Genomic DNA, 15,802 nt, shown 5'->3' with positions numbered 1-15,802 from the left:
TTTCGTCCCTCAGACCGGCTTCTTGCCGAAGACGCGGATGTATTCGGCGACGCCACCCTTGGCGAGCGCCTTGGCCTGCTTGACCCAGTCGTCGCGATCGATGCGGCCGTGGAAAGCGAGATAACCGTCCACCCACTCGCGCTCGGCCTTCTTCCAGGAAGCAACCTGCGAGAAGGTGAAAATGCCCAGGGAATGCAGGACGCCCTCGATCTTCGGGCCGACACCAGAGATCAACTTGAGGTCGTCGACCAGCGCCGGCCTCTCGATGCCGGCCGGGCGGTTCTTGTCCTCGAGCGACGGCTTGGCCGGCTTCTCAGCCTTCGCGGCTGGCACCTTGACCTCCGGCGCCTTGAAGGCGGCTGCCGGCTCGGCCTTGGTCCTCGGACCATTGCGCTGCTTGGAAACCTGCTCGACTTCGGGGGCCGCCTTGTTGGCATTGGCGGCCGAATGCAGTGGGGCCGAAACGCTCGCCGCCTTTTCAACTGCCGGCGCGACCTTGGTCTTTGAAGGCGTCTTCAACGCCGGGCTGGTTTCAGGCGCATCGGTCTTCGGCTTGCTGGCATTGGACGGCGCGACAGGGGAGGCAGCGGGCGCGACCGTGGCGATTATCGCGTCGGGCGCCGCCTTCGCGGCCTTGGTTGCCTCCCTGGCTTCCCTGTCGCGGGTCGACTTGAGGATCGCCTTTTCGCTCTTCAGGGTCGTGAGGCCGGAGGCCGGCTCCGAGCCGGTGCGGCCGTCCTGCGGTCCGGGCGTCACCGAAGCGCCCTTGCCGGCGTCATAGAGATCGATGATTTCGGCCAGCCGCTCGGGCGTCAAATCCTCGAACGTATCCTTGAAGATCATCACCATCGGCGCGTTGACGCAGGCGCCAAGGCACTCGACCTCTTCCCACGACAAGGTGCCCTTGTCGTTGGTGTGGAACTGGTCGTGATGGATCCTGGAGCGGCACACATCCATCAGTGCTTCCGAGCCGCGCAGCATGCAGGGCGTGGTGCCGCAGACCTGGATATGGGCGCGGGTGCCGACCGGGCTCAGCTGGTATTGCGTATAGAAGGTGGCTACTTCCAGCCCCCTGATACGGGGCATGCCGAGCATGTCCGAAATCGTCTCGATCGCCGCCTTCGTCACCCAGCCTTCCTGCTCCTGCGCCAGCATCAAAAGCGGAATGATGGCCGACTGCTCACGGCCCTTGGGGTACTTCTTGAGCCATTGCTTCGCCGCCGCCGCGTTCGCCCGGTTGAAGGCAAAGGACGCTGGCTGGACGCTGGCTTCTGCGAGACGGCGGACTGACATTTAGCGATCGACCTCACCAAACACGATGTCGAGGGAGCCGAGAACGGCGGTGACGTCGGCCAGCATGTGGCCGCGGCAGAGGAAATCCATCGCCTGCAGATGCGCGAAACCGGGCGCCCGCAGCTTGCAGCGGTAGGGTTTGTTGGAGCCGTCGGACACGAGATAGACGCCGAACTCGCCCTTTGGCGCTTCGACCGCCGCATAGACCTCGCCGGCGGGCACGCGGTAGCCCTCGGTGTAGAGCTTGAAGTGATGGATCAGCGCTTCCATCGAGCGCTTCATCGCCTGGCGCTTCGGTGGCACCACCTTGCCGTCGAGGTTCGACACGGGGCCGGTGCTTTCCTTGCCGAGCAAAAGGTCGACGCACTGGCGCATGATCTTGGCCGACTGGCGCATCTCTTCCATGCGCACGAGGTAACGGTCGAAACAGTCGCCGTTCTTGCCAATCGGAATGTCGAAATCCATCTCCGAATAGCATTCATAGGGCTGCGACTTGCGCAGGTCCCAGGGCGCGCCCGAACCTCGTACCATCACGCCCGAAAAGCCCCAGGCCCAGGCATCGGCCAGCGAAACCGTGCCGATGTCGACATTGCGCTGCTTGAAGATGCGGTTGCCGGTGAGCAACTGATCGAGGTCGTCGATCGACTTTAGAAATGGATCAATCCACTTGCCGATATCCTCGACCAGCTTCTGCGGCAGGTCCTGGTGGACGCCACCGGGGCGGAAATAGGCCGCATGCATGCGCGAGCCGGAGGCGCGTTCATAAAACACCATCAGCTTTTCGCGCTCGACGAAGCCCCACAGCGGCGGCGTCAGCGCGCCGACGTCCATCGCCTGCGTCGTCACATTGAGGATGTGCGACATGATGCGGCCGATTTCGCAGTAGAGCACGCGGATCAGTTGGCCGCGCTTCGGCACGTCGATGCCGAGCAGGCGCTCGGCGGCCAGCGCGAAGGCGTGCTCCTGGTTCATCGGAGCGCAATAGTCGAGCCGATCGAGATAGGGGATCGCCTGCAGATAGGTCTTGGCCTCCATCAGCTTTTCGGTGCCGCGATGCAGCAGCCCGATATGCGGATCGACGCGATCGACGACTTCGCCATCGAGTTCGAGAACCAACCTCAAAACACCATGCGCCGCAGGGTGTTGCGGGCCGAAATTGATGTTGAAGTTGCGGACGGAGGTTTCGGCCATTCTGGCGCCTCAATTCGTCTTGGCTTTTTCATCGCCCGGCAGGACGTAATCCGTCCCTTCCCATGGCGAGAGAAAATCGAAATTGCGGAATTCCTGCTTGAGCTCGACCGGCTCGTAGATGACGCGCTTGGCCTCGTCGTCGTAGCGCACCTCGACGAAGCCGGTGAGCGGGAAATCCTTGCGCAGTGGATGGCCTTCGAAACCGTAATCGGTCAACAGGCGCCGCAAGTCGGGATGGCCCGAGAACAGCACCCCATAAAGATCGTAGGTCTCGCGCTCGAACCAGTCAGCGCCGGGATAGACGCCGGTGATCGACGGCACCATTGTTTCCTCGTCGGCCTGGACCTTGACGCGGATGCGCACGTTCTGCTTCGGCGACAGCAGGTGATAGACGACGTCGAAGCGCTTGGCCCGCGACGGATAATCGGCGCCGCAGACGTCGATGATCGAGATGAACAGGCAGCGCGCGTCGTCGCGCAGGAAGGTCATCACCTCGACCAGATTGCGCGGCTCGACATGGACGGTGAGTTCGCCGTAAGCGATCGCCGCGTCATTCACGCGGCCGATCAGCTTCTCGCCGAGATAGGTCGACAGTTCGCTCAGGGATGCGGTCATGACAACCTCGCCAACCAACCTAAGACCTTGCACGAGTCGTCCGCGTCTTTCTCACCAAACCAGCCGCTCTCTTTAACCGCATCAATGGTCAAAAAAATTTGACATTCATCGTCACCACCCGGTTCGCCAAAAAATAACTTTCCGACAAGCGGCCGGGCCTCCAGATTTGCCGGGTCGCCATTCAGCGCAACGCATTCCACAAACAATTTTTCGCTTGCCGCTCCATTGGCGGACGAGCCCCTGTACGAAAGCCTGGCCGACATTTCTGCAACTAGATTCTTAGTTCGATCACCGAGCGACCGCAGTCTCACGTCACCGTAATAAAAAACTGCTCGGGGGTCGCCTGTGGGCTTGGCCTCCCAGTCATTCAATAAGATGTCGATACCGAGACCAGCATCTCCAAATTTTGTATCAGTTGAGAACTCGGAAGAATAAAACCGCTTATCCGATTCATATACGTCGAATCGCTGATCCAAGGTTTTGAACGTTAACCCCAGCCAAGGCTCAGGGTTGCCATAGATAATTTGCTCTTTGCCCATGACGACTACCGTTCGATCGTGCCGGTGCGTCGGATCTTCTTCTGCAAGAGAAGAATGCCGTAAAGCAGCGCTTCGGCGCTCGGCGGGCAGCCGGGCACATAGATATCGACCGGCACGACGCGGTCGCAGCCGCGCACCACCGAATAGGAATAGTGATAGTAGCCGCCGCCATTGGCGCAGGAGCCCATCGAGATGACGTAGCGCGGCTCCGGCATCTGGTCGTAGACCTTGCGCAGCGCCGGCGCCATCTTGTTGGTCAGCGTGCCGGCGACAATCATGATGTCGGACTGGCGCGGAGACGCGCGCGGCGCAACGCCGAACCGTTCCGAATCGTAGCGCGGCATCGAAGTGTGGATCATCTCGACCGCGCAGCAGGCGAGGCCGAACGTCATGAACATCAGCGAACCGCTGCGCGCCCAGGTGATCAGCGCCTCAGTCGAGGTGACGAGAAAGCCCTTGTCGGCCAATTCGTTGTTGATCTCGAGGAAGAACGGATCGTCGGACCCCACCGGCTTGCCGGTGTTGGGATCGATCAGGCCCTTGGGCTTCGGCGCGACGAGCGTGCCGGAACTGTCGTTCAATCCCATTCCAGCGCTCCTTTTTTCCATTCATAGGCAAAGCCGATGGTCAGCACCGCCAAAAAGACCATCATCGACCAGAAGCCGAGCATGCCGATCTTCGAAAAGGACACCGCCCACGGAAACAGGAAAGCCACTTCCAGATCGAAGATGATGAACAGGATCGACACCAGGTAGAAACGGATGTCGAATTTCATGCGGGCGTCGTCGAACGAGTTGAAACCGCACTCGTAGGCGGAAAGCTTTTCGGGATCGGGATTGCGGTAGGCGACCAGGAAGGGGGCGGCCAGCAGCGCCAGCCCGACGACCAGTGCCACGCCGATGAACAGGACGATGGGCAGGTATGAACCTAGAAGTGCGTTCATGCTCGGCTTTCCGTTGGCGCCAATCCACGTTGATTACAGCACCGGACCCTAATGCGGAAGCGTGACAGTTTAACCGCTGAACCGTTTTAAGGGCCTATGCTGCAACGCGGCGAGGGTTAGCGCAGCACTTCCAGCGAAGCAAGTCAAACCTTGTTCAAAACGCGGTGCTGGACGGCATATCCGAGGAAACAGGTCCGATCCGCTCCTGTTTGATTTCCTTCGTTTTTTACTCCACTTTTGTCTCCTGACATGGTTGCCGCCAAAACCCTGCTAGCATGGGCCGGAATCACCAGCCAAAACGTCAGCTGACACCATCAGAGTCCCATCCGAATGAAGGAAAAGATCTCGCTTGCCATGGCCCGGCGCATCGCGCTCGCCGCCCAGGGGTTTCTCGATCCCCGCCCCGCTGGTACGCCCGACCGCCGCCATTTCGCCCGCGTGCTGGCCCGGACCGGCCTGCTGCAGATCGATTCCGTCAGTGCGGTGGTGCGCGCCCACTATATGCCGCTCTATTCGCGCCTTGGCCCCTACCCGCTCGCCTTGCTCGACAATGCGGCCGTAACGCGCAAGCGCACGGTGTTCGAATACTGGGCGCACGAAGCCTCCTTCCTGCCGGTCGAGACATATCCGCTGATGCGCTGGCGCATGCAGCGGGCCGAGCGCGGCGATGAAATGTATCTCGGCCTGGCAAAATGGGGCCGCGAACACGCTGGCTACATCGAGGAAATCTATAGGGAAGTCGCCGATCGCGGTCCGATCGCCGCTTCCGCGCTCGAAGGCCAGAAAGGTTCGGGCGGCTGGTGGGGCTGGAGCCATGCCAAGCATGCCTTCGAATGGCTGTTCTGGGCCGGGCGCATCACCACGGCGCATCGCCGCGGTTTCGAGCGGTTCTACGATCTGCCGGACCGCGTGCTGCCGCAGGCGATCCTCGACCTGCCGGTGCCGGCCGCCGAGGACGCGCACCGCGAGTTGCTGCGTATCTCGGCCCGCGCCCACGGCATCGCGACATCAGGCGACCTGCGCGACTATTTCCGCCTATCCCCAGCCGACATGAAGGGCCGACTGGAGGAACTGGTCGAACTCGGCGAGCTGTTGCCGGTGCGTGTCGAAGGCTGGGACAAGCCGGCTTACCTTCACAGCGACGCCCGTCTGCCGCGGAAAATCGAGGCCCGCGCCCTGCTGGCGCCGTTCGATCCGGTCGTCTTCGAACGGTCGCGCACCGAGCGGCTGTTCGATTTCCACTACCGCATCGAGATCTACACCCCGGCCGAAAAGCGCCAATACGGCTACTACGTCCTGCCGTTCCTGTTCGGCGACAGGATCGTGGCGCGAGTCGACCTCAAGGCCGACCGGCCGGCCGGTGTCTTGCGCGTTCATGCGGCCTATGCCGAGCCCGGCGCGCCGCCTGAAACCGCAGCAGAACTCTTCGAGGAACTGAAGCAGATGCAGGGCTGGCTCGGCCTTGAGCGTATAGAAGTGACATCAGCCGGTGATTTGGGTCCGGCGCTGGCCGACTTGACCGTGTCGTAAGCCCGCGTTGACACCGCTACCCGCAAAAGCCTAAATCAGCTCCAGACGGTCTCTTCTCTTCAACGAGAGGAGCCAAGAGGGAATGCGGTGCGAAATTCCGATTTCAAATCCGCGGCTGTCCCCGCAACTGTAAGCGAAGAGCCGAGGCCGAAAGCCACTGGGATGATCCCGGGAAGGCGGCTACCCAAGGCGATGACCCGCGAGCCAGGAGACCTGCCGTCTGCGACTATAGAATCCGATCGCCCGGCGGGTTTCCGGGCAAGGAGCCCGATTTTTGGACCACGACAGCAGTTATTCCGCTGGCACAGCGGACAATTCGTCCGGCGCGACCGATGCCCTTGCCGGCGTGACCGTCATCGTCTGTGCCTCCTGTCGTGATGAAACCGGTTCCGATGCCCATCCCCGCGCCGGCGAACTTCTGGCGGACGACACGCGCCGCGCCGCCTCTGGCGAAGACATCCGCGTCCGCAGCGTCGAATGCCTCGGCAATTGCAAGCGCCGGCTCAGTGCCGCCATCCTGCGCGATGGCTGCTGGAGCTACGTCTTCGGCGACTTGACTGCAACCAGCGGTGCCGACCTCGTCACTGGCGCAAAACTCTTCGCCACCTCGACCGACGGCCTGATCCCATGGCGCGGCCGTCCCGACAGCCTCAAGCGCGGCCTCGTGGCCCGCATCCCTCCCCTCGACCTGCTGAAGGACTGATCATGACTGCTTCCGTCTCCCGCGTCCCCTGCACCGTCGTCACCGGCTTCCTCGGCGCCGGTAAGACGACGCTGATCCGCCATCTCCTGGAAAACGCCGGTGGCAAGCGGATCGCCATCATCGTCAACGAATTCGGCGACATTGGCATCGACGGCGAGATCCTGAAGGGCTGCGGCATCGACACGTGCCCTGAGGAAAACATCGTCGAACTGGCCAATGGCTGCATCTGCTGCACCGTTGCCGACGATTTCGTGCCGGCGCTCGACCAGATCCTGTCGCTGACGCCGAAGGTCGACCATATCCTGATCGAGACCTCAGGTCTCGCTCTGCCCAAGCCACTGGTCCAGGCTTTTCAGTGGCCAACGGTGAAGAGCCGGGTGACCGTCGATGGTGTCATCGCCGTGGTCGACGGTCCCGCACTCGCCGAGGGCCGCGTCGCCAACGACATGGACGCCCTTCAGGCACAGCGTGCGCAGGACCAGACGCTCGATCACGACGATCCGGTCGAGGAAGTGTTCGAGGATCAGATCGCTTGCGCCGACCTGATCATCCTGTCGAAGAGCGACCTGATGGACGCCGCCGACTCCGCCCGCGCCAACGCCATCATCAACGAGCACATCGCTCGCGCTGTGAAGATCGTGCCGACGTCACAGGGCAAGGTCGATCCCTCGGTGCTGCTCGGCCTTGGTCTTGCCGTCGAAGACGACATCGAGAACCGCAAGACCCATCACGACGACGAACTTGACCACGAGCACGACGACTTCGATTCCTTCGTCATCGACATTGCCTCGATCGCCAATCCGGATGAGCTGGCAAAGCGCGTTGCTACCGCCGCCGAGGAAGAAAACGTGCTGCGCGTGAAAGGCTTCGTCGAGGTCGGCGGCAAGCCGATGCGGCTCTTGCTGCAAGCCGTGGGACCGCGCGTCAATCACTACTATGACCGCGCCTGGACGGCCGGCGATGACCGCCGCTCGCGTCTCGTCGTCATCGGCCTCAAGGGGCTGAACCGCCCGGCGATCGAGCGTATACTCGCCGGCTGACGCAAACCACGGGCCGCGATGCACATCCTCACCACGACCTCCGCCTCGCTCGACGATCTCGCCGAGCCGGTCGATCTGCGGCAGACGCCGGCGGATATCGTGGCCCTGTCCTTCACCGACAGCGATCTTGCCGGACTGGCGGCGGCGTGGAAGGCCGATGCCAGCCGCCCACCCTCGATGCGGCTGGCGGCCCTGCGTGACCTGCGCCATCCCATGTCCGTCGACCTCTGGGTCGACAGCGTCGCCCGCCACGCCAAGGTCATCCTAGTGCGCATCCTCGGCGGCTACGATTGGTGGCGTTACGGCTGCGACCAGCTTGCCTCGACCGCCCGCGCGCGCGGCATAAAACTGGCGCTGCTGCCCGGCGAATGCCGCGACGAGGATCTGCGCCTGATCGAGGCCTCGACACTGCCGCGCGAAGAACTGGACGGCCTGCTCGACTATTTTCGCGAGGGCGGCCCGGCCAATATGAGCGCGCTGGTGCAGAAGCTGGCGCGGCTGGCCGGGTCTGAAGCAACAATTTCGGCGCCTGTCGCGGTACCGAAGGCTGGCTACTATGAGCCGGGCCGCGGCGTCGTCCCCTTCCCCCTCGAGGGGCGGGTAAACGCTGTGATCCCCATCCTGTTCTACCGCTCGATGCTGCTGGCCGCCGATGTCGCACCGATCGACGCCCTTTTTGAAGCGCTCAGGCAGCGCGGCATCAACCCGGTCCCCATCTTCGTCTCTAGCCTCAAGGAACCGGCATCCCTGGCGTTTGTGGAAACCGCACTGGCCGCACTGAAGCCCGCTGCCATCATCACCGCGACCGCCTTCGCGTCCGGAGCCGAACCCGGCGTCGAAACCCTGTTCGACCGCGCCGGCGTGCCTGTGTTCCAGGTCATCGTCGCCACCACCTCACGCGACATCTGGGAAAACAACCAGCGTGGCCTGGCGCCCGCCGACCTCGCAATGCATGTCGTGCTGCCCGAACTCGACGGCCGCATCCTTGCCGGCGCCATTTCCTTCAAGGGCGAGAGCGAGGTCGATCCCGCACTTGGTCACCGCGCCTTCGCCAACCGGCCGGAGCCCGATCGTGTGGCGCAAGTCGCGGACCGTGTCGCAGCCTTCATCAGGTTGCAAGAAACGCCGCGCGCCCAATGCAAGCTGGCCATCCTGATCCCCGACTACCCGAGTGCTCCCGGCCGCACCGGCTATGCCGTCGGCCTCGACGTGCCGTCCAGCGTGCTGGCGATGCTGCATGACCTCAAGGGACAGGGCTATGCCGTTGACGGGATACCGCAAACGCCGCGTGAGTTGCTGGATTTGCTGGAAGTGGTCGGGCAAGGGCTGAAGCTGGCGGATTATCTCGACCGTTCGACAGAATTGCCGAGGGTGGCAACGGCTGCCGTAGAGGCTGCTTGGGGGAAGGCGCAAGACGAGACTGGTTTGTGCGAGGCACCCCCCTCTGTCCTACCGGACATCTCCCCCGCAAGGAGGGAGATTAGCAGTTCCACAGACGGCTCTCTCCCGGCTATCGTTGTAATTGGCGAAAGCAGAGATAAGGGCCCGATCTCCCCCCTTGCGGGGGAGATGTCCGGCAGGACAGAGGGGGGTGGGAAGGAACACCAGCGTTCAAGGCAGTTCCCCTTCCGCGCAGCCACCTTCGGCAACATCACCGTGGCGCTCGCCCCCGATCGCGGCCGCTCGTCGGACCGCCGCGCCGATTATCACGACCCGACGCTGCCGCCGCGCCATGCGCTGATCGCTTTCGGCCTGTGGCTGCGCAAGTCGCTCGGCGTTCATGCGCTTGTCCATGTCGGCGCCCATGGCACGCTGGAATGGCTGCCGGGCAAGACGGTTGCGCTCTCGGAAAACTGCTTTCCCGAGATCGTCACCGGCCCGCTGCCTGTGATCTATCCCTTCATCGTCTCCAACCCCGGCGAAGCCGCACAGGCCAAGCGGCGCATCGCCGCCGTCACCCTTGGCCATCTGCCGCCGCCGCTGACCGGCGCCGGACTGGACGAGGATCAGCACAGGCTCGAACGGCTGGTCGACGAGTATGCCCAGGCCGATGGGCTCGACCGCCGCCGCCGAGATCGTCTGGCAAAGCTGATCGTCGACACCGCCCAGAAGACCGGCCTCGCGTCCGAAGCGGGCGTCGCCAAGACCGACGCGCCCGACGAGGCGTTGCGCCGCATCGACGCCTGGCTTTGCGACCTCAAGGATTTCGCCATCAAGGACGGGCTTCATATCTACGGCCGCGCCTCCGAGGACGAGCCTGACGCCATCCGACGTCAAAGCGCGGCAGCCGAGAAGGCGGCGCTGCTCGCAGCGCTCGATGGCCGTCACGTCAAGGCCGGCCCGGCAGGAGCGCCGGCGCGCGGCCGCGCCGATGTATTGCCCACCGGCCGCAACCTGTTCACGTCGGATCCGCGCACCATGCCGACGCCGACCGCCTATGACCTCGGCAAGGCGGCGGCGGAAGAAGTGGTGCGTGGCTATATGCAGTCGCATGGCGACTGGCCGCGTTCGCTGGTCATCGATCTCTGGGGCTCGGCCTCGTTGCGCACCGGCGGCGAGGAGATCGCGCAAGGCCTGGCCCTGATGGGCTGCCGGCCGCAATGGGATGCCGCGACCGGCCGCATCACCGGCATCGAGGTGCTGCCGCCGGCAACCGTCGGCCGATCACGCGTCGACGTCACCTGGCGCATTTCCGGCCTGTTTCGAGACATGTTCCCAACCCAGATCGCGCTTATCGATGCCGCGGCCAACGCCGTTGCCGCCCGCGACGAGGAGGATTCGGAAAACCCGCTGGCGGCCAAGACCCGCGCGGATGGCAAGATCAGCCCGCGCATCTTCGGCACTTCGCCCGGTACCTACGGCGCCGGCGTCGAGGACTTGCTGTCGAGCGGCGATTGGGCGGCGCGCGAAGAGATCGGCCGCGCCTATCTCGATGCCACCTCGCATGCCTATGGCGGCGCAGGGGGCGAAGGCGTCTTGGCACCCGGCGCCTTCGAGGGCCGCATCGCCGAAGCCGATCTTCTCGTCCACACCGGCGACGATCCCGGCCGCGATATCCTAGAGGGCTCCGCCGACGTCGCCTTCATCGGCGGATTTTCGGCAGCGCTTGCGGCGCTTGGCAGGAATGCCGATGTCATCGTGCTCGACACTACCGATCCGCAAAAGCCGAAGCCGCGTTCGGTGGGCCAGGCGGTGGCCCGCGTCGTACGGGCCCGCGCCGTCAATGCCCGCTTTATATCAGGGCAGATGCGCCACGGCCCGCGCGGCGCCTCCGAATTCGCCGAAACCGTTGACCGGCTGGTCGGCTTTGCCGAAACGACCCATGCCATATCGGGCACCCTGATCGAGGCCGTTCACGATGCCTATCTGGGCGACCCCATGGTGCGCGCCTTCATCCTGCGCGAGAACCCTGCAGCAGCCAAAGTCATCGCCGAGCGCTTCCTGTCGGCACGCCGACGTGGGCTCTGGCATCCCTTGCGCAATTCCATCGACGACGACCTCACCGCCCTGATTGCCGAGGCTGAAGCGCTTGGGGTCGCGGCATGAACGCCTTCTCGCGTCGCGGAGCCTGCCCTGCTCTGGCAGCCCCCATGCAGACCGGCGATGGCCTGCTGGTGCGGCTCAACCCGGTTGCTGGAGGCCCATCTTCTGAAGGATTGTCACCAAAGCTTTTGATCGCACTCGCCGAATCCGCCCTGCGGCACGGCAACGGCATCATGGAAGTCACCGCGCGCGGCAGTTTGCAGATACGCGGCCTGACACCGGAAAGCGCGTCGCTGCTGGCGACAGAGGTCGATGCGCTTGATATCGCGGTGCGCACCGGCGTGCCGGTCGAGACCGGGCCGCTGGCCGGCATCGATCCGCTGGAAGTCGCCGATCCCCGGCCGCTGGCTGAACGGATCAAGGCAGCGGTCGAAGAAGCCGGGCTCGTTCAACGGCTTGGCCCGAAGGTTTCGGTAGTTGTCGACGGCGGCGGGCAGCTTCGACTGGATCCGGTGACGGCCGATGTGCGGCTTGCCGCAGCGCGCACCGATGCGGGAGTTCGGTGGCTGGTTTCTGTCGCGGGTGATGGGCCGAATGCGAGGCCGCTGGCTACGGTGGAAGACAATGCTGCACGCGATATTGCCGTTGCCGTGCTCAGGATGATTGCCGAGAAGGGTCGCGACGCCCATGCAAGGGATTTGACCGAGAGGCAGCTGGCTTCTCTTGCAAGTTGGCACTCCGTCCCACCCCCCTCTGTCCTGCCGGACATCTCCCCCGCAAGGGGGGAGATTGCGCTCTCATCTCCGCTTTCGCTAGTCGCAGTTGCAGCAATCACTCAGCGTCCAAAAGGAGAGCCGGCGGCAGAACTGCCGATCTCCCCCCTTGTGGGGGAGATGTCCGGCAGGACAGCGGGGGGTAGGCAGGATCGCTATCCTGCGCCATCGACTCGCTCTCCAATCGGAACTTTCGACCTCGCCGCCTCTGGCGTCGCCCTCGGCATCGCCCTCCCCTATGGCAGCATGCCGGCGGACGAGATCATCGGCCTTGCCCAAAACGCCCTCGCGCTCGGCACGTCGGAAATCCGCCTCGCCCCCGGCCGCGCCTTGCTCTTCCTCGGCCAGCCGGCGGCCGCCAACAAGCCCCTTCAAGACAACGCCGCCACCCTCGGATTCGTCATCGACGCCGCCGATCCGCGCACACGCATCGCCGCTTGCCCCGGTACGCCGGCCTGCGCCTCCGGCCGGATCGCCACGCGCGACATTGCCGAGGCGATTGCCGTTGAAAATGCCGACATCCTCGACTTCACCCTGCACATTTCCGGCTGCGCCAAGGGCTGCGCCCATCCGGGCAAAGCAGCGCTCACCTTGGTCGGCGGCGAAAACGGAGCCGGACTTGTCGTGAACGCGACGGCAAAGGGCCTTCCTGCCAGCTACAGGCCGGGCTATGACGCCGCGCGCGGCATCAGCCGCGTCGCGGCGGCGATCCGCAGCGCACGACTTCCCGGCGAAACCGCCGCCGCTTGCCTGACAAGGCTTGGCACGGCCGGCATCGCCGGGGCTTACCGACAGGAATAAGCATGGCCGCCTACGACTACATCCACGACGGCACGGCGATCTACGAGCGCTCCTTCGCCATCATTCGCGCCGAGGCCGACCTGTCGCGCTTCTCCGAAGCAGAGGCCGATGTCGCCATCCGCATGATCCATGCCTGCGGCCAGGTTGAAGCTGCCAGCCATTTTGTCTTTTCGACGGATTTCGTTGCCGCCGCGCGCACGGCACTTTCGGCTGGTGCGCCGATCTTCTGCGACGCCGAGATGGTCTCGCATGGGGTCACCCGCGCCAGGCTGCCGGCCGGCAACGAAGTGATCTGTACCTTGCGCGACCCGCGCACACACGAAATCGCCAGGGAGATCGGCAATACACGCTCCGCGGCCGCCATCGACCTTTGGGGCGAGCGCATGGCCGGTTCGGTGGTTGCCATCGGCAATGCGCCGACCGCGCTCTTCTATTTGCTGGAAAAACTGCGCGACGGTGCGCCGAAGCCGGCAGCGATCATCGGCATGCCGGTCGGCTTCGTCGGCGCGGCCGAATCCAAGGATGCGCTCGCCGAGAATTCCTATGCCGTGCCCTATGCCATCGTGCGCGGCCGGCTTGGCGGCAGCGCGATGACTGCCGCCGCACTCAACGCCTTGGCGAGGCCTGGCCTGTGAACGCGCTCCCCAAAGGCCGTCTCGTCGGCGTAGGCACCGGTCCCGGCGACCCCGAACTGTTGACGCTGAAGGCTGCACGGGCCTTGGCCGAGGCCGATGTCGTGGCGTATTTCGCCAAACGCGGCAACAACAGCAATGCGCGCGCCATCGTCGAAGCGCAGTTCCGCCCGGGCATGACGGAACTGCCGCTGCTCTATCCCGTCACCACCGAAATCGACAAGGATCACGACGACTACCGCTCGCAGATCACCGGTTTCTACGAGGAGTCCGCCGAGAAGGTCGCCCAGCACCTCGAAGCAGGCAAGATGGTTGCCGTGCTGTCCGAAGGCGACCCACTGTTCTACGGCTCCTACATGCATCTGCATGTGCGGCTCGCCCATCGTTTCCCCACCGAGGTCATTCCCGGCGTCACCGCCATGTCCGGCTGCTGGTCGGCGACCGGCCTGCCGATCGTCCAGGGCGACGATGTGCTGACCGTGCTGCCGGGTACGATGAGCGAGTTCGAGCTCACCCGCCGGCTGGCCGACACCGACGCCGCCGTCATCATGAAGGTCGGCCGCAACCTGCCCAAGATCAGGCGGGCGCTGGAGGCAACCGGCAAGCTGGCGCGCGCCGTCTATGTCGAGCGCGGCACCATGACCGGCAGCGTCTCGATGCGACTTGCCGACAAGCAGGACGACAGGGCGCCTTATTTTGCCATCGTGCTGGTCGCCGGCTGGTCCGGGCGGCCCGGCGCCTTGGGAGCGCAGGCATGAGCGGCCGTCTCACCGTCATCGGGCTCGGACCCGGCAATGCCGATCAGGTGACGCCTGAGGCCAGCCGCGCCGTGGCGCAGGCCGCGTTCTTCTACGGCTATAAGCCCTATCTCGATCGGCTCGAGTTGCGCCCGGACCAGACTCGCGTTGCCTCTGACAACCGCGAGGAACTCGCCCGCTCCAAGGACGCCCTGACCAAAGCCGCCGAAGGCCATGACGTCGCCGTCGTGTCCGGTGGCGATCCCGGCGTCTTCGCCATGGCGGCTGCCGTCTGCGAGGCGATCGAGGCCGGCCCGGCTGAATGGCGTGCGGTCGATGTCGCCGTGGTGCCCGGCATCACCGCCATGCTCGCCGTTGCCGCCCGCATCGGCGCCCCGCTCGGTCATGATTTCTGCGCCATTTCGCTGTCCGACAATCTGAAGCCGTGGGAGCTGATCGAGCTGCGCCTACTGGCGGCGGCCGGCGCCGGCTTCGTCATCGCGCTCTACAATCCGATCAGCAAGGCGCGCCCCTGGCAGCTCGGCCGCGCCTTCGAATGCCTAACCGCGATCCTGCCGGGAACCACGCCGGTGATTTTCGGCCGCGCCGCCGGCCGTCCGGATGAGCGTATCGAAGTCACTCTGCTGGCCGATGTCGACGCGCAAAAGGCCGACATGGCGACCTGCATCATCATCGGCTCGCCAGAAACCAGGATCATCAAGCGCGACGACAGACCCGCGCTGGTCTACACGCCGCGCTCGTCCACGGGTCAGAGAAGATGATCGGCCCCGAACTGGTTGACAATGGCGGCCAGCGCTTCGACGGTTTCAGCCGAAGGAACATCCGGCAGGGCCGGCCTGCGGACCATGACAACCTCGATGCCAAGTGCTCGCGCCGCGGCGATCTTTCCATAGGTCGCCGCGCCGCCGCTGTTCTTGGACACCACGATGTCGATGCGATGCTCTTCGAGCAGCGCGCGTTCTTCCGCCTCGCGAAACGGCCCCCGGGCCAAAAGATAGTTAGCATCGGGAACGGCCAGCTTCGGCTCGACCGCATCGACGCTGCGGATGAGATAGTGATGTTTGGGCGCAGCTTCGAAAGCGGCAACCTCTTGCCGGCCCAGAGCCAGAAAGGCACGACGAGGCGCCGGACCCAGCGCGTGCACGGCGTCGCCGACGGTGTCGACCTGCGTCCAGCGGTCGCCTTCGACAGGCTCCCAACCCGGCCGCCTCAGGGCCAAAATAGGCACACCGGCCACGTGCGCGGCTTGCGCGGCATTGGCCGAGATTCGCGCTGCGTAGGGATGGGTTGCGTCGATCAGAAGGTCGGTGCGCGTGTCCCGCAGATAGGCAGCCAGCCCATCGGCGCCGCCAAACCCTCCGGTTCGCACCGGCACCCCTTGCGCCGCCGGGCTTTCGGTGCGGCCGGCCAGCGACAGCGTGACCGAGGCGCGCGCCGTCAGTTTTCCGGCCAGCTGCCGGGCTTCCGTGGTTCCGCCGAGGATCAGAATGCGGTGGGTCAT

Annotated in this window: 15 protein-coding genes and 1 riboswitch; of the genes, 8 read left to right on the top strand and 7 right to left on the bottom strand. The window is 64.5% G+C overall.

All coding sequences use genetic code 11. The features are described 5' to 3' along the window. Positions 1-9: 9 nt before the first annotated feature. From AC0ZT5_RS10355 to AC0ZT5_RS10330, 6 genes are read right to left on the bottom strand one after another with little or no spacing between them, the layout of a single operon-like run. Positions 10-1,293, bottom strand: coding sequence for an NADH-quinone oxidoreductase subunit E (locus tag AC0ZT5_RS10355; RefSeq protein WP_488496374.1), 1,284 nt, complete (start codon positions 1,291-1,293; stop codon positions 10-12). Then, positions 1,294-2,484 carry an NADH-quinone oxidoreductase subunit D gene (locus AC0ZT5_RS10350; RefSeq protein WP_488496373.1) on the bottom strand — a complete coding sequence of 397 codons (1,191 nt, stop codon included), beginning with the start codon at positions 2,482-2,484 and terminating at the stop codon, positions 1,294-1,296. It lies immediately after the preceding gene. A gap of 9 nt (positions 2,485-2,493) precedes the next feature. Continuing rightward, positions 2,494-3,099 (bottom strand): NADH-quinone oxidoreductase subunit C, encoded by a 606-nt coding sequence (locus AC0ZT5_RS10345; RefSeq protein ID WP_477289398.1) that lies wholly within the window; start codon positions 3,097-3,099, stop codon positions 2,494-2,496. Further along, the gene (locus AC0ZT5_RS10340; RefSeq protein ID WP_488496372.1) at positions 3,096-3,638 is read right to left on the bottom strand and encodes a hypothetical protein; all 543 of its coding nucleotides are present in this window, start codon (positions 3,636-3,638) and stop codon (positions 3,096-3,098) included. The genes AC0ZT5_RS10345 and AC0ZT5_RS10340 overlap by 4 nt, the downstream gene beginning before the upstream one ends. Positions 3,639-3,643: 5 nt before the next feature. Further along, a complete protein-coding gene (locus tag AC0ZT5_RS10335; RefSeq protein ID WP_488496371.1) occupies positions 3,644-4,225 on the bottom strand; it encodes a NuoB/complex I 20 kDa subunit family protein in 582 nt (193 codons plus the stop codon). Beyond that, positions 4,216-4,581: an NADH-quinone oxidoreductase subunit A gene (locus AC0ZT5_RS10330; RefSeq protein WP_095087214.1), complete on the bottom strand. Its 366-nt coding sequence runs from the start codon at positions 4,579-4,581 to the stop codon at positions 4,216-4,218. Before AC0ZT5_RS10330 ends, AC0ZT5_RS10335 begins: the two co-directional genes overlap by 10 nt. Positions 4,582-4,911: 330 nt before the next feature. Here AC0ZT5_RS10330 and AC0ZT5_RS10325 point away from each other — a divergent pair, with 330 nt between their 5' ends. The 8 genes from AC0ZT5_RS10325 to AC0ZT5_RS10290 all read left to right on the top strand — a co-directional run bounded on the left by AC0ZT5_RS10325 (position 4,912) and on the right by AC0ZT5_RS10290 (position 15,062). After that, on the top strand, positions 4,912-6,111 hold the full coding sequence (locus tag AC0ZT5_RS10325) for a winged helix-turn-helix domain-containing protein (protein ID WP_488496370.1): 1,200 nt from the start codon (positions 4,912-4,914) through the stop codon (positions 6,109-6,111). Between the two features lie 29 nt (positions 6,112-6,140). Beyond that, positions 6,141-6,346: riboswitch (cobalamin riboswitch) on the top strand. A gap of 39 nt (positions 6,347-6,385) precedes the next feature. After that, positions 6,386-6,814, top strand: a complete 429-nt coding sequence (locus tag AC0ZT5_RS10320; RefSeq protein ID WP_488496369.1) for a DUF1636 family protein — start codon at positions 6,386-6,388, stop codon at positions 6,812-6,814. Positions 6,815-6,816: 2 nt separating this feature from the next. Next, a complete protein-coding gene (cobW, locus tag AC0ZT5_RS10315) occupies positions 6,817-7,854 on the top strand; it encodes a cobalamin biosynthesis protein CobW (protein ID WP_488496368.1) in 1,038 nt (345 codons plus the stop codon). An 18-nt stretch (positions 7,855-7,872) separates the two neighbouring features. Beyond that, positions 7,873-11,400, top strand: coding sequence for a cobaltochelatase subunit CobN (locus AC0ZT5_RS10310; RefSeq protein WP_488496367.1), 3,528 nt, complete (start codon positions 7,873-7,875; stop codon positions 11,398-11,400). Further along, complete coding sequence (gene cobG, locus AC0ZT5_RS10305; protein ID WP_488496366.1) at positions 11,397-12,911, top strand: precorrin-3B synthase; 1,515 nt, start codon at positions 11,397-11,399, stop codon at positions 12,909-12,911. Before AC0ZT5_RS10310 ends, cobG begins: the two co-directional genes overlap by 4 nt. Before the next feature lie 2 nt (positions 12,912-12,913). After that, entirely contained in the window at positions 12,914-13,546 is a 633-nt protein-coding gene (locus AC0ZT5_RS10300; RefSeq protein ID WP_488496365.1) for a precorrin-8X methylmutase, read from the top strand. Beyond that, positions 13,543-14,301 carry a precorrin-2 C(20)-methyltransferase gene (locus AC0ZT5_RS10295; RefSeq protein ID WP_488496364.1) on the top strand — a complete coding sequence of 253 codons (759 nt, stop codon included), beginning with the start codon at positions 13,543-13,545 and terminating at the stop codon, positions 14,299-14,301. Before AC0ZT5_RS10300 ends, AC0ZT5_RS10295 begins: the two co-directional genes overlap by 4 nt. Next, positions 14,298-15,062 (top strand): precorrin-3B C(17)-methyltransferase, encoded by a 765-nt coding sequence (locus tag AC0ZT5_RS10290; protein WP_488496363.1) that lies wholly within the window; start codon positions 14,298-14,300, stop codon positions 15,060-15,062. Before AC0ZT5_RS10295 ends, AC0ZT5_RS10290 begins: the two co-directional genes overlap by 4 nt. On the opposite strand, the gene AC0ZT5_RS10285 is transcribed toward AC0ZT5_RS10290, so the two are convergent. Next, the gene (locus AC0ZT5_RS10285; RefSeq protein WP_488496362.1) at positions 15,050-15,802 is read right to left on the bottom strand and encodes a cobalt-precorrin-6A reductase; all 753 of its coding nucleotides are present in this window, start codon (positions 15,800-15,802) and stop codon (positions 15,050-15,052) included. The genes AC0ZT5_RS10290 and AC0ZT5_RS10285 overlap by 13 nt on opposite strands.

Source organism: Mesorhizobium sp. CNPSo 4670, assembly GCF_057784235.1.
The sequence above is the reverse complement of the archived record's forward strand: the minus strand, read 5'-3'. Positions and strand labels throughout refer to the sequence as shown.